General features: G+C 57.3%; 11 protein-coding genes. 7 read left to right on the forward strand and 4 right to left on the reverse strand.

Annotated elements, in window-relative coordinates; genetic code table 11:
• Window positions 1–113: 113 nt before the first annotated feature.
• From ABLN87_RS11110 to ABLN87_RS11135, 6 genes are all read left to right on the forward strand, one after another.
• A complete protein-coding gene (locus ABLN87_RS11110; protein ID WP_353010160.1) occupies window positions 114–2,207 on the forward strand; it encodes a hydantoinase/oxoprolinase family protein in 2,094 nt (697 codons plus the stop codon).
• Complete coding sequence (locus tag ABLN87_RS11115) at window positions 2,207–3,859, forward strand: hydantoinase B/oxoprolinase family protein (protein WP_353010161.1); 1,653 nt, start codon at window positions 2,207–2,209, stop codon at window positions 3,857–3,859. Before ABLN87_RS11110 ends, ABLN87_RS11115 begins: the two co-directional genes overlap by 1 nt.
• Complete coding sequence (locus ABLN87_RS11120; protein WP_353010164.1) at window positions 3,856–4,923, forward strand: pyridoxal phosphate-dependent aminotransferase; 1,068 nt, start codon at window positions 3,856–3,858, stop codon at window positions 4,921–4,923. The genes ABLN87_RS11115 and ABLN87_RS11120 overlap by 4 nt, the downstream gene beginning before the upstream one ends.
• The gene (locus ABLN87_RS11125; protein WP_353010167.1) at window positions 4,920–5,660 is read left to right on the forward strand and encodes a maleate cis-trans isomerase family protein; all 741 of its coding nucleotides are present in this window, start codon (window positions 4,920–4,922) and stop codon (window positions 5,658–5,660) included. Before ABLN87_RS11120 ends, ABLN87_RS11125 begins: the two co-directional genes overlap by 4 nt.
• 134 nt (window positions 5,661–5,794) lie before the next feature.
• Window positions 5,795–6,214: a hypothetical protein gene (locus ABLN87_RS11130; protein ID WP_353010170.1), complete on the forward strand. Its 420-nt coding sequence runs from the start codon at window positions 5,795–5,797 to the stop codon at window positions 6,212–6,214.
• 119 nt (window positions 6,215–6,333) lie between these two features.
• Window positions 6,334–6,804, forward strand: coding sequence for a Dps family protein (locus tag ABLN87_RS11135; protein WP_353010172.1), 471 nt, complete (start codon window positions 6,334–6,336; stop codon window positions 6,802–6,804).
• Window position 6,805: 1 nt separating this feature from the next.
• Here the strand turns inward: ABLN87_RS11135 and ABLN87_RS11140 are convergent, their stop codons facing one another.
• The gene (locus tag ABLN87_RS11140; RefSeq protein WP_353010174.1) at window positions 6,806–7,060 is read right to left on the reverse strand and encodes a DUF1289 domain-containing protein; all 255 of its coding nucleotides are present in this window, start codon (window positions 7,058–7,060) and stop codon (window positions 6,806–6,808) included.
• Between the two features lie 264 nt (window positions 7,061–7,324).
• Here ABLN87_RS11140 and ABLN87_RS11145 point away from each other — a divergent pair, with 264 nt between their 5' ends.
• On the forward strand, window positions 7,325–8,578 hold the full coding sequence (locus ABLN87_RS11145) for an aminotransferase class V-fold PLP-dependent enzyme (RefSeq protein ID WP_353010176.1): 1,254 nt from the start codon (window positions 7,325–7,327) through the stop codon (window positions 8,576–8,578).
• 55 nt (window positions 8,579–8,633) lie between these two features.
• Here the strand turns inward: ABLN87_RS11145 and ABLN87_RS11150 are convergent, their stop codons facing one another.
• The 3 genes from ABLN87_RS11150 to ABLN87_RS11160 form a co-directional block, all read right to left on the reverse strand.
• On the reverse strand, window positions 8,634–11,423 hold the full coding sequence (locus ABLN87_RS11150) for a bifunctional aconitate hydratase 2/2-methylisocitrate dehydratase (protein ID WP_353010179.1): 2,790 nt from the start codon (window positions 11,421–11,423) through the stop codon (window positions 8,634–8,636).
• Between the two features lie 134 nt (window positions 11,424–11,557).
• Window positions 11,558–12,301 (reverse strand): FHA domain-containing protein, encoded by a 744-nt coding sequence (locus ABLN87_RS11155; protein WP_353010181.1) that lies wholly within the window; start codon window positions 12,299–12,301, stop codon window positions 11,558–11,560.
• Window positions 12,301–12,849, reverse strand: a complete 549-nt coding sequence (locus tag ABLN87_RS11160) for a hypothetical protein (protein ID WP_353010184.1) — start codon at window positions 12,847–12,849, stop codon at window positions 12,301–12,303. The genes ABLN87_RS11155 and ABLN87_RS11160 overlap by 1 nt, the downstream gene beginning before the upstream one ends.
• Between the last annotated feature and the right edge of the window lie 127 nt (window positions 12,850–12,976).

Here is a 12,976-nt window from a genome sequence, read left to right on the forward strand (position 1 = left end):
ACAACCAACCCATTGGACCGCCGAGCAACCGGCTGTGATCTCGTTGTGATGCGCCAATAGAAGCCCGAGGGGCGTTCTGATTGGTCGAAGTCACATGCAAAACGAGATGAAACATGACAAATGCGCTGCGCCTGGCCATAGATATCGGCGGCACCTTTACCGACACGGTTCTGGTCGAAGGCGATGAGACGATACTGGCCTCGACCAAAACCCTGACGACCCATCAGAACCCGGCGGACGGGGCGATGGAGGGCGCGCGGCGTGTGATGGCCGCAAGCAGGCGATCTCTGCCACAGGTGACGGGGTTCATCCATGGCACCACGCTGGCAACAAATGCGCTGATCGAACGGCGCGGGGCCGTAGTGGCGACGATCTGCACCGAAGGGTTCCGAGATATCCTCGATATCGGGTATGAGAGGCGCTATTCCCAATACGATATCAATCTGGAAAAGCCTGATCTTCTTGTCCCGCGTGAGCGGTCCTTTGTGATCCGCGAACGTATGTCCGCCGAAGGCAAAGTGCTGATCCCGCTGGACGAGGCGCGGTTGGATAACCTGTTGGCTGAATTGGACACCTGCGGGGCCGAGGTTGTCGCGATCTGCCTGATGCACGCCTATTCCAACCCTGCGCATGAACAGCGTCTGCGTGATGCTTTGGCTGAGCGCCGCCCAGACCTAACCGTTTCAATCTCATCCGATGTCAGTCCCGAAGCGCGTGAGTTCGACCGGCTCTGCACCACGGTCGCAAACGCCTACATCCAACCCCTGATGCAAAGCTATCTGGCCGGCTTCGCCAAGAAATTCGCAGCCGAAGGTGTGACATGCCCGATCCTTATGATGACGGCAGGCGGAGGCATGTGCACGGTCGAAACCGCAGCCCGCTTTCCAATCCGTCTGGTCGAATCCGGCCCAGCGGGCGGGGCCATTCTGGCCGCACGCATCGCCGCGCAAGCAGGACTCGATCAAGTTCTATCCTTTGACATGGGTGGCACGACCGCCAAGCTGTGCCTGATAAACGATGCAAGGCCGCAGACTTCACGTTCTTTCGAAATCGCGCGCGCCGCGCGGTTCATCAAAGGCTCGGGTATGCCGGTGCGTATTCCGGTGATCGAGATGATCGAGATTGGTGCCGGCGGCGGCTCTATTGCCGGGGTGGATCGTCTGGGCCGCCTGACCGTCGGGCCGCAATCTGCAGGGTCAGAGCCCGGGCCGGTGGCCTTTATGCGCGGTGGAACGGAACCGACGGTGACCGACAGTGATATTACATTAGGCTACATTGTGCCGGATACCTTTGCCGAAGGGCATATCCAGTTGGACGCGATTAGCGCCAAGGCAGCGTTGGCCCGTACAATTGGGGAGCGGTTGGACTTGGATGCGTTCGGTGCCGCCGATGGGATCAGCCGCATTGTCGATGAAAGCATGGCCAGCGCCGGGCGAATGCATGCGGTCGAGTCGGGGAAAGACCTCGGCCCACGCACAATGATCGCCTTTGGTGGGAACGGCCCGTTGCACGCCAGTCGCGTCGCCCGCTCTGCCGGTGTGTCCCGCATCGTGATCCCACCCAATCCGGGCGTCGGATCGGCGGTGGGCTTCCTGTTCGCGCCGGTCTCGTTCGAGATTGTGCGCTCACACTATTCGCTGCTGAACAGCATGGACCTGGATGGGGTGAATGCCTTGTTTGATGCGATGATTTCCGAGGCGGAAGAGGTCGTGGCCAAAGGGGCGGGCGATGCGCAGACTCAAACCCGGCGCACAGCATTCATGCGCTATCACGGGCAAGGGCATGAGATCGAAATCCCTCTGCCGGACCGTGCGGGGACGCTCGAAGACATTGCCCCGCTGACCACCGCGTTTGAGGAGGAGTACCGCAAGCAATTCTCGCGCCCCGTGCCTGGGATGCAGATCGAGATCTTGAACTGGGCCGTTAGGGTAGCGACGTTGGACAATACAGTTGCACCGGTGCTCGATGCGCCCGAACGCAATGTGTTCACCGCAACCGAGACGCGCCCGATCACCTGCGATGTGGATGGAACTGCGAAAAACGCCGTTTTCATTGCGCGTGCCGATCTGAAACCCGGTGACCACGTGCCGGGGCCAGCGCTGATCCATGAACCTCAGACCACCACGCTCGTATCCGCCGATTTCTCGGCCCATATGGATGCAATTGGTAATTTGGTTCTGATCCAACATCAGAAAGGAGGAGCATGATGAAACCCGATCTTTCTCCCGCTCGACTGCAAGTCATGTGGAACCGCCTGCTGGCCGTGGTTGAGGAACAGGGCCAGACCCTGATCCGCGCCGCCTTTTCCCCTATCGTGAGGGAATGTGGCGACATCTCTGCCGGAATTTTTGATGTCGATGGCAGGATGCTGGCGCAGGCTGTGACCGGAACCCCCGGACATATCAACACCATGGCCGAGGCGGTTTTGCATCTGTGTCAGCGCTTTGCCATTCAGGATATGAAGCCCGGTGACATCTACATGACCAACGACCCCTGGCTGGCTTCAGGGCATCTGAACGACTTCCTGCTAATGATGCCCGCTTTCAAGGATGGCAGGGTGGTAGGCTTTACCTCCTGCACCTCTCATCTGGTGGATCTGGGGGGGTTGGGCATGGGGCCAGAAGGATCGGATATCTACGACGAGGGCCTGCTGATCCCTCCTTGCAAACTGGTCGAAGAAGGCACGCCGAATGCGCTGCTGATGGACATCATCCGCGCCAACTCGCGCGAGCCGATCGCCAATGAGGGCGACATCTACGCCCTGATCGCCTGTTGTGAGGCAGGGGTGAACCGGCTGGTGGCGATGATGGAAGAATTCGGGATCGACGATCTGGATCGCTTGGGCAGCTATATCATTGACACGTCGCGCAAAGGCGCGCTGGAGGCCATAGCCGAGGTGCCTGAAGGCGTCTACAAGAACGTGCTGCGCATGGATGGCTACGAGCATGAGCTGGAACTGCAGGCTACGCTTACCGTTGCCAGCGACGGCATGCATGTGGATTTCACCGGCACATCGGGTTGTTCCAAGAAAGGCATCAACGTGCCGCTAAACTACGCTACGGCCTATACAGTCTTTGCCCTGCGCTGCATCGTCGGGCCCGATATTCCCAACAATGCGGGCTCGCTGGAGCCGTTCACAGTGGATGGCCCAAAAGGTTGCATCCTGAACGCACAGCGCCCGGTTCCGGTGGCGATGCGTCACACACTAGGGCAGGTGACGCCTGATCTGGTATTGGGGTGCCTGCATCAGGCGCTGCCCGATAAGGTTCCGGCCGAGGGGGCAAGCTGTATGTTTGACCTACCCATGCGCCACGCGCCTGAGATCGCAGCCAATGGCGGGCGCGAGTTTGCCATTGAACCCGTGCACAATGGCGGCACCGGTGCGCGGCCTCATGCGGATGGGCTGTCGGCCACGGCCTATCCTTCGGGCGTCTTTGGCTCTCAGGTCGAAATTACCGAAAGCGTTGCGCCGGTGATCATATGGCGGCGCGAATTGCTGCCGGATTCGGGCGGTGCGGGCAAATATCGCGGCGGGCTGGGGCAAAGGATCGAGATGACTTCGTCCAACGGTGCGCCCTTCATCGTGTTCCTGTCGGTTGAGCGGCTGAAATTCCCCGCCTTGGGTCGGATGGGCGGCCAACCCGGCGCGCCGGGACGTATCCGGTTTCGGGACGGGGTCAGCGACATTCCCGGCAAGGGCGAGCTAAGGGTTGAAGGCGGAGACTGTCTGATCTTCGACACGCCCGGCGGTGGCGGGTTCGGCGATCCGGCAGATCGGGACCCGGACGCCGTAGCGCTGGATCTGAGGCGCGGATTGGTAACACCCGAAGGGGCCAAGACCTATGGGGGCAAGCCATGATCAAGCCGGTCGATCATATCCACGCCATGGCTCCTTACGCTCTGGCCGATCTTGGAGATGCAGACACCGTTTCTCTGGCACAGAATGAAAGCGCCTTTCCGCCCAGCCCAATGGCTGTTGCAGCGGGGCAGGCGGTATTGGATCAGATGCCGCTGTATCCTGATCCGGACTGGTCTGATTTGCGTGCAGCGATTGCCGAGGTGCATAACCTCGACCCTGAAATGGTCCTGTGCGGAGCGGGCTCGATGGAACTGATCAGTTGCTTGATCAGTGCCTATGTTGGCTCAGGCGATCAGGTGTTGGGTACGGATTATGGCTATGCCTATGTGGCGTCGGCCACGGCGCAGGTGCAGGCGGATTATGTGCAGGCGCGTGAGGTCGATCTGACCGTTTCGGTCGATGATATTCTGGCCGCCGTCACGCCCCAAACGCGGATTGTTTTTGTTTGCAACCCGGGTAATCCGACAGGAACTCTGATCCCGAATGCTGAAATCATCCGTCTTCGCGACGCTCTGCGAAACGATGTGCTGCTGGTGATCGATCAAGCCTACGCAGAGTTTTCAGATACAGACCAGAACCCGGCTGAGATTTTCGCCTTGGCGAAACGTGGTGATACGGTGGTTTTGCGCACGTTCTCAAAAGCATATGGGTTGGCGGGCGCGCGTGCGGGCTGGGGTGTCTTTCCGCCAGAGATTGCATCTGAGGTGCGAAAAGTCCTGAACCCGAACAACGTATCGATTCCCTCTCAGATCATGGCAGCGGCAGCGATGCGGGATCAGGCGCATATGCAGGAAACGGTGAACCGAACGGCTGCGATCCGGGATCGCTTTGCCAATGAGTGCAGGGCGCTCGGCCTGACTGTGCCGAACAGCCATACGAATTTTGTGCTGATCAGGTTTGCAGATGTCGAAACCGCTCAGAAGGCAGATCATGCCCTGCGCGCCGAAGGTTTGCTGATGCGGGGCATGGGCGGCTATGGGCTGGGCGATTGTCTGCGGGCAACGATCTGCCCGCAGGAGATCATAGATCGCGGTTTGGCCGTGCTCAGAAAGGTGATGTCATGACCCACGAGACCCGAACACGGGCAAAGATCGGTGTGTTGGTACCCTTCACCAACACCAATCTGGAAGCCGACATGATGCTGATGCGCTGCCCGGATACGACGGTGCATTTCCAGCGCATCGGCGGGTATGACGTGGACGAAATCCCCGGCTCAGATCAAATGGCCGGGCTGGGGGCCTCGGATATCAGCCATGATCTGCGGATGATCGGGGGCGTGCGGCCCGATGTGGTTCTGTACGGCTGCACCTCTGCCACGCTAACCCATGGCTCCGGCTTCGACGCGCAATTGGCGCAGGACATCAAGGCCGCATCCGGGGCGATCACCTTCACTGCTGCTGGGGCGCTGGTCGAGGCGAGCAAAGCATTGGGTGTGGGTAAGGTCGGGTTCGCCTCACCCTATTTGGGTGAGATCAACGTGCAGGCAGCAGATTTTCTGGCGCGGAATGACATCACCACGGTGCATTCTGCCGATATCGGGCAGACGTTGGGAAACTATGGTCAGGGTGAGCTGACACCAGATGAGGTGTTTGATCTTGCCTGTCGCGCAGATCACCCCGAAGCAGAAGCCATCGTGCTCAGCTGCACCGATATGCGGGCGGTCGAGGCCGTTGAGCGGATCGAACACCAACTGGGCAAACCAGTGGTCACATCGAACCAGGCGATGATGTTTGCGCTTGTCCGGGCATTGGATTTGCCACGGCATCCCGGCCTTCCCGGTCGTTTGTTCGATCTCATTTGATGGGGAACGCGCCAACTCTGGCGCAGATGTGGCAAAAAGTCAGTTTCGGCCCTCTTGTGATCGGCAATCCTTATTACTATTGTCAGGTTTAAATTTGCAACCCAATCACGCAGACGAACAGGTTTCAGCCAACTATGCACGCAGTCGTTTATAAGGCGGTTGAAGAACAGCGCCTTGCGCCAGCCCCGCAAATCGCGGATCGGCCCTTGGCGATCATCAACCACTTGCGAATGGTTGCGCTGCGCTGCCGTTCTGCTGCGCGGGTCGATCTGGATCAGGCCTGTGCCTTGCTGTTGGCTGATCCTGCAGACGCGCAGATGCGGCATGCGGAAATTTTGATGCGCGGCTTCGGTCAGGCGGTTGAAAAACGTCCGGTCTTTCATCGCCCGGGTTCGTCCGAACTGTCCTTTGATGAGGCCTGGCTAGCGCGGTTGTTCGATGCCATCGAACGCGAGGATGATGATAGTTTCCGGTTTCTGATCCAGTCCCGCGTTTCCCGTTGGCGGCAACGAAATTTGGCTTTTCTGGTTCGGGCTGTCTCGGACCAGTTTTAGCTTTTTTAGAATAATTCTAAATAAGTCTTGGAATCTCTGCCTGATCCTTTAGATAGAGGTAAGATCCCTGTTCTTGATCGACAAAAACATTTCGAACCCCAGGAAAAAAGGTGACTTCCATGACACAAACAGCCGTTGATCTGACCACCGACGCCCGCACCGCCATCGCAGATGCGTTGAACCAGTCAGTTGCTGAAACAGCCGTAACAACCATGTTGGCGCAGAATTTTCATTGGAATGTAACCGGCATGGCCTTTAGCCCGCTGCATGAACTGTTCCAGAAAATCTACGAAGATCACTTTGTTGCACAAGATGATCTGGCAGAACGTGTAAAGGCGTTGGATGCCCATGCCGAAGGCACGCTGGCGGGGATGCTCAAGCGCTCGAAAGTTGAAGAACATGACGGCCACGCCACCGATAGAGAGATGATCAAGCTCATGCTGGACGCTCAGGAAACACTGGCGGCGACTTTGGCTGGCGCTGGCGAACTGGCCGCCGAGCACGGTGATACCCTGACCGAAGACCTTTGCATAGGCCGCGGTCAGACCCATGAGAAATTTGCGTGGTTCCTGCGCGTTATGCTGCGCTAAGCTAGCCGGCCAGAGAGATCTTCACTTTGGCCTTCCTTTTCTTCAGCTTTTTCAGATAGGCCGGTCCCCAATGGGTGTACCGGCCCATTTTTTTCTGCTGGCAGATCAGCATCTGCACAAATGCCTCTTGCTGATCTGGACGCTTGATTGACTTGAACAGCTTCTTCTGAGGTTTCGTCATCGAGCAGCCGATGCAATGACCCTCGCGCCGGAATTTGCAGACGTCGATACAGGGCGAAGGGACTTTCTTGCTCATCAAGACTACTCATTGAATAGGGGCCAAGGAATCGCCCCTAGCTGGGTTTGCGACTGCTAGGGTTCACATAAGGCGATCTTCTGTTGATTTCGAGAGATGCAGGTTCAGAATTGCGCTCTATGGTCGATCAGCACCATTGCTAAGTTGATCCAAGACTGTTTGCGGCCCTTTCCCCGCGCAAAATGTCGTGGAATAAACCACTGAAACAGGTCTGGTGTGCTAGTTCCTTATGGGCCCACCGATGAGCGGCGACAGGAACCCCAAATGATCAAAGACAATCCCGATCTGATCGCGGCCATCCGCGACCGTTTCGCCCATGTCGAGAGCTGCCCGTTTCAGGGAGAGCGTATCTTCTTTGAAAACGCAGGTGGTGCGCTGACATTGAAAAAAGTGGCCGAGACCTCGGCTTTCTATGCAGCGATCCCGGACAATCCGGGGCGGATCAATCCGGCAGGGCAGGGCACCCAGAACGTGATCAACAAGGCCAAGGCCGATCTGGGCGTTTTCATGAATACCAGCTCAGGTCAGTTCTTTGCCGGTGAAAGCGGGACCGAGTTGCTGTTCCGGCTGATCCGCACAGCTTGTCTGGTTGCGCCTGAAGGGGCCAAAGTGATCGGGTCCTCGATTGAACACCCCGCTACCCGCAGCGCCGCGCGCCGCTGGGCCGGGATCGCTGGGCTAGATTACGTGAACGTCCAGCATGACGATGCAAGCGGGCTAGTCACCGCTGAAGACTATGCCGCTCTGATGACCCCGGATGTGGCGGTGGCGACAATCCTGCATGCCTCGCCCGTGACGGGTATGGGCATGGACGTGGCCGCAATCTCCGCCGCGATCCGGACCGTTTCACCCGACTGCCTGATCATCGTTGACGGTATCCAGCACGCGGCGCACGGCCAGTTGGATCTGGATGCGTATAATGTCGATGGCTATGCCATTTCACCTTACAAAGTGTTCTCGCGCCACGGCTATGGCATCGCGTGGATCTCCGATAAGCTAAGCGCGCTGCCCCATGACATGCTGATCGACGCGCCCGCGACGGGGTGGGAGTTCGGCACCCGTGATTCCGGTTCTTACGCCACAATGTCTGATGTGATCGACTATTTCATCTGGCTGGGTGGCGAGGTGTCCGACGAAGCCGAGCCGCGTAAACGGATCGAGGCGGCAGGCCGCGCCATCCACGCCTATGAGACCCAACTGACCAATGCGATGATCAACGGGGTCGGCAACCTGCCGGGGCTGCGGGATATGGACCACATCCGCATTCTGGCAGGAGCAGACAACACCGCGCGGGAAGGGCTTGTGTCGGTTGTGGTGGATGGCGTCCCGTCCGAGCAAGCCGTCGAAACCCTCAACCAGCAGGGCATCCGCACCCATGTGCGCAAAGCGGACCATTATTCGGGCAATGTACTGAAGCCTCTGGGCCTGTCTGACTGCATCCGTATCTCACTGTGCCACTACAACACCGAACAGGAGGTGGCGCAATTGCTAGCCGTCTTGAAAGACATGGCAGCTTGAGCCCATGAAAAAGCCCGACCAATGGGCCGGGCTTATCTGCACTTAGATCACATCTTTAGAAATGAGCGGAATTGGTCGTCGCGGGGGCCTTTACCGGTGGTGCAAATTTGGTCAGATTTATGCCCTCGACAGCAGTCTTGTACTCGTCGATGGTTGGGGTGCGGCCCAGAATGGCCGACAGCACCACGACCGGGGTCGAGGCCAGCAGGCTTTCGCCTTTCTTATCCGGCGCATCCGCCACGACGCGGCCCTGGAACAGGCGGGTCGAGGTGGCCAGAACCGTGTCGCCTTTGGCCGCTTTCTCCTGATTGCCCATGCAGAGGTTACAGCCCGGGCGTTCGAGGTACAGGATGTTCTCGTATTCTGTACGGGCTTGCGTTTTGGGGAACAGATCGTCGAACTCGAACCCAGAATAGCGTTGAAGGATTTCCCAATCCCCCTCGGCCTTCAATTCATCAATGATGTTGTAGGTCGGTGCGGCCACAACCAGTGGCGCGTTAAACTCAACCTTGCCCGCGCCCTTTTCGAGGTTGCGCAGCATTTGAGCGACGATCTTCATGTCGCCCTTATGCACCATGCACGACCCGACAAAGCCCAGATCCACATGCTTTTCAGCATTGTAATACGAGATCGGGCGGATCGTGTCGTGGGTGTAGCGCTTGGAGACATCGGCGTTGTTGACATCCGGGTCGGCGATCATCGGCTCGACGATTTGATCCAGATCGACAACAACTTCAGCAAAGTACTTCGCGTTGTCATCAGGGCGCAGCGCCGGTTTTTCACCCGACTTGATTTCGGCAATGCGCGCATCCGCGATATCGATCAGCTTTTGCAGCATGCCATTTTCATGTTCCATGCCTTTATCGATCATGATCTGGATACGCGACTTGGCCAGTTCGAGTGATCCAATCAGGGTCTCGTCATTTGAGATGCAGACCGAAGCTTTGGCCTTCATCTCAGCCGTCCAGTCGGTGAAGGTGAACGCCTGATCCGCCAGCAGCGTGCCGATATGCACCTCGATCACGCGGCCCTGGAAAACGTTGTCGCCATGTTGGTCCAGCATCTGAGCCTGCGTCGCATGCACCACGTCGCGGAAATCCATGTGATTGGCCATGTGGCCCTTAAAGGTCACCTTGACCGATTCAGGGATCGGCATCGAGGCTTCACCGGTTGCAAGCGCCAGCGCCACAGTGCCCGAGTCCGCCCCGAAGGCCACGCCTTTGGACATACGGGTGTGGCTGTCGCCGCCGATGATGACCGACCAGTCATCCACGGTGATGTCGTTCAGCACCTTGTGAATCACGTCGGTCATCGAATGATAGACGCCTTTCGGGTCACGACCGGTGACAAGGCCGAAATCATTCATGAACTTCATCAGGCGCGGGGTGTTGGCCTGTGCCTTGGCATCCCACACCGAAGCCGTGTGACAGCCCGATTGGTATGCCCCATCCACGCTGGGAGAGACCACTGTCGCAGCCATCGCTTCGAGTTCCTGCATGGTCATCAAACCGGTGGTGTCTTGTGAGCCAACAATGTTTACCCGGACGCGCACATCAGACCCGGCATGCAGGGTCTTGCCAGGCGTGGTGCCCAGAGCGTTTTTGTTGAAAATCTTTTCAACTGCAGTCAGGCCCTGACCTTCGTGGCTGATCTCTTTAGACGGCGCAAAAACCAGGGGGGCTTCGACGCCCAGTGTCTCAGCCGCGATGGTCTGCAGCTTTTTGCCAAAGACAATGGCATAAGAGCCACCGGCCTTCATGAATTCGACCTTCTGTGGCGTGAAGGATGCTGGGACATCGACCAGTTCTTCGCCATCTTCGTTTAGCAGCTTGTGGGTCTTGGTGTTGATCTTCAGCACCGTACCTGTGGCAACCGAGTATTTCTCTTCAAGGATCGGATTGCCGTCATTGTTCAGGATCGCGTTGCCGTCTTCGTCGACCTTTTTGACCCAGTTCTTCAGGTCAAGGCCAATGCCGCCAGTCACGCCCACGGTGGTCAGGAAGATCGGCGAGATGCCATTGGTACCCGCCACAACCGGCGCTATGTTAACAAATGGCACATAAGGACTGGCCTGCTTGCCGGTCCACAGCGCCACGTTGTTCACACCCGACATACGGGACGAACCCACACCCATCGTGCCTTTTTCCGCAATCAACATCACCCGTTTGCCAGGGTGTTGAAGCTTCAGCGCTTCAATTTCCTTCTGCGCTGCCTCGGAAATCAGGCATTTGCCGTGCAACTCCCGGTCAGCGCGCGAATGCGCCTGATTACCGGGCGAGAGCAGGTCGGTCGAAATATCGCCTTCGGCGGCGACATAGGTGACAACCTCAATCTCCTCATCAATTTCGGGAAGCTTGGTAAAAAATTCAGCTTTGGCGTAGCTTTCAAGAATGTCTTTCGCGATCGGATTGCCGGCCTCGAAAGCGACCTTTAGACGATCAGTATCAGCGTCATAAAGGAACACTTGCGTCTTAAGAACTTCAGCCGCTTCGCCAGCAGTCTTTGTATCTTCGCCTAAGGCCAGATCCAGCAGCACCTCGACCGAGGGGCCGCCTTTCATATGCGAAAGCAACTCAAACGCAAATTCCTGCGTTATCTCTTCGACATCCGCGTCGCCAAGAATGATCTCTTTCAGAAAGCGGGCCTTTTCACCGGCGGCGCTCGTTGTACCAGGCAGCGTGTTGTAGATGAAATAGTTCAGTGAATCGGCGCGATATTCGTTCTGAGGGTCGCGGATCTGATCGATAATCTCTTTCACCAATGCACCATCATCAATAGGCTTGGGGCTCAGTCCCTGCTCTTTGCGGGTTTCGATTTCACTCAGGTAATCTGTATAGAGGCTCATGGCGTTTTCCGACGATTGGGGCGAGAGCGCGAGGTGTGAATTCTACCTCGCCATTCAATTGGTATGCGGCGGTATACGAAAAGCGCGCGAGTTGCAAGAGTAGCAGGTGTGGCGCCATGTCTCGGCTTTGTCGTTCAACGAATGACCGCGATCCAGACATCCCCAACACGGAACTGACTGACAGGGCCAAGCCGCACTGGTTTATCCGGTGCAATTTGCCGCCCACGCACCCAGGTTCCGTTCGAAGACCCCATGTCCCGAATCTGAAGCTGGTTGCCTTTGGCAATCTGCAAGATGCAGTGTTTGCCCGACGCGCCCTTGCTGCGTGTCAATGCCAGATCGGCCCAGCCGGGATCGCGCCCGATCTTAATCTGCCGCAAGGATTTGAGGCCCTTGACCTGATTGAACACCAGGCTCTTTCCACGATCCGGTCCGGATTGCACAACTAACCGCCACAGAGGCACCGGCCGCGGCGCCATCGGGCTGAACCAGCGAATTTCGGCAGCCCTGTCATATCGTGCGGCAGTGTTTGGGTTCAGACCCGTCATTCCCAGCGTCATGATCTTTTTCATGGCGCGTGTGGATCGCCGCACGGGTGAAACCGGCTTGCCGCTTTTGTCACGCATCGTCAGGCGCAGGACAAAGCGACCAAGGGTTGCGCCGCTCAGCACGCCTTCGCAGATCAGCCAGTAGATAAGGACCATCGCCAGATACAGCCCTGCCGAAAGAGCGGGGCCCGCACGCAGCAGGCCAAGCTCTTGCCGCAACACGGGTTCGATAGTGGCGCAAACAAATGCCAGAAACATGAAATCGAACAGCGCAGCTGCGCTGAGCAGGCGGGCGGCGTTTTTGTCGTCCAAAGGGCCCCCGATCGCCATCACCGTGCCCCCAGCATTGTCAGAATCATGAACAGCGCTGCTCCGATTGAGCACAGCATGAGCGCATCACAATGAAGCCGCAGCGCATGTTTCCCGGCTGCGTTGGAGTTGCGAAAATGAAACCCGGCCACCCACAAGGCAAGGCCCATCCCGACAATGGTGAATAGCAAGGTCTCGGACAGGATTTGCCGGTTCATGGCAACCGCCAACCAGTCGGCAGCACCCACAATCAATCCACCCCACAGGATGGCAACAACATAGACAGCAAAGCTCAACGCCTCATTCCGGGAATGGCTGAGCCAAGTCACCAATGCCCCCAAACCCCAGCCCAATGCGGCGGCGATGAGAATCACCAAAATCATCCGAACGGGCAGCGAAAGTGTTGCCACCTCAACATTAAAGACCAGCCTGGAGGTATTGTTCGCGAAATTGGAACTAATACCCAGAATAGCCAATAACGCGCCAATACCGGCGCCAATATTTCCGGCAAATGCAAAAACCTCATTCGCCAGAACCATCTTGTCCCGTAAACCAAAGGGTAATCTCATCTTAAAACTCATCCTATGATCGAATGTTCAAAAGTATTTGGTCGAATGCCAATCGAATCAGTATTCTATCTTTGCAGGTCATTTGCGAATCGTTGATTGAAAATAAAAAATATGTGAGTTCTTAATC

It is taken from the genome of Ruegeria sp. SCP10 (assembly GCF_040329495.1).
GTDB lineage: Bacteria > Pseudomonadota > Alphaproteobacteria > Rhodobacterales > Rhodobacteraceae > Ruegeria.

What these genes read in the sequence shown, in the direction of transcription:
- ABLN87_RS11155 (WP_353010181.1), bottom strand. Translation starts at nt 12,301, where the DNA reads ATGGCGATCGGGGGCCCTTTGGACGACAAAAACGCCGCCCGCCTGCTC.
- ABLN87_RS11115 (WP_353010161.1), top strand. Translation starts at nt 2,207, where the DNA reads ATGAAACCCGATCTTTCTCCCGCTCGACTGCAAGTCATGTGGAACCGC.
- ABLN87_RS11140 (WP_353010174.1), bottom strand. Translation starts at nt 7,060, where the DNA reads ATGAGCAAGAAAGTCCCTTCGCCCTGTATCGACGTCTGCAAATTCCGG.
- ABLN87_RS11150 (WP_353010179.1), bottom strand. Translation starts at nt 11,423, where the DNA reads ATGAGCCTCTATACAGATTACCTGAGTGAAATCGAAACCCGCAAAGAG.
- ABLN87_RS11130 (WP_353010170.1), top strand. Translation starts at nt 5,795, where the DNA reads ATGCACGCAGTCGTTTATAAGGCGGTTGAAGAACAGCGCCTTGCGCCA.
- ABLN87_RS11125 (WP_353010167.1), top strand. Translation starts at nt 4,920, where the DNA reads ATGACCCACGAGACCCGAACACGGGCAAAGATCGGTGTGTTGGTACCC.
- ABLN87_RS11135 (WP_353010172.1), top strand. Translation starts at nt 6,334, where the DNA reads ATGACACAAACAGCCGTTGATCTGACCACCGACGCCCGCACCGCCATC.
- ABLN87_RS11145 (WP_353010176.1), top strand. Translation starts at nt 7,325, where the DNA reads ATGATCAAAGACAATCCCGATCTGATCGCGGCCATCCGCGACCGTTTC.
- ABLN87_RS11160 (WP_353010184.1), bottom strand. Translation starts at nt 12,849, where the DNA reads ATGAGATTACCCTTTGGTTTACGGGACAAGATGGTTCTGGCGAATGAG.
- ABLN87_RS11120 (WP_353010164.1), top strand. Translation starts at nt 3,856, where the DNA reads ATGATCAAGCCGGTCGATCATATCCACGCCATGGCTCCTTACGCTCTG.
- ABLN87_RS11110 (WP_353010160.1), top strand. Translation starts at nt 114, where the DNA reads ATGACAAATGCGCTGCGCCTGGCCATAGATATCGGCGGCACCTTTACC.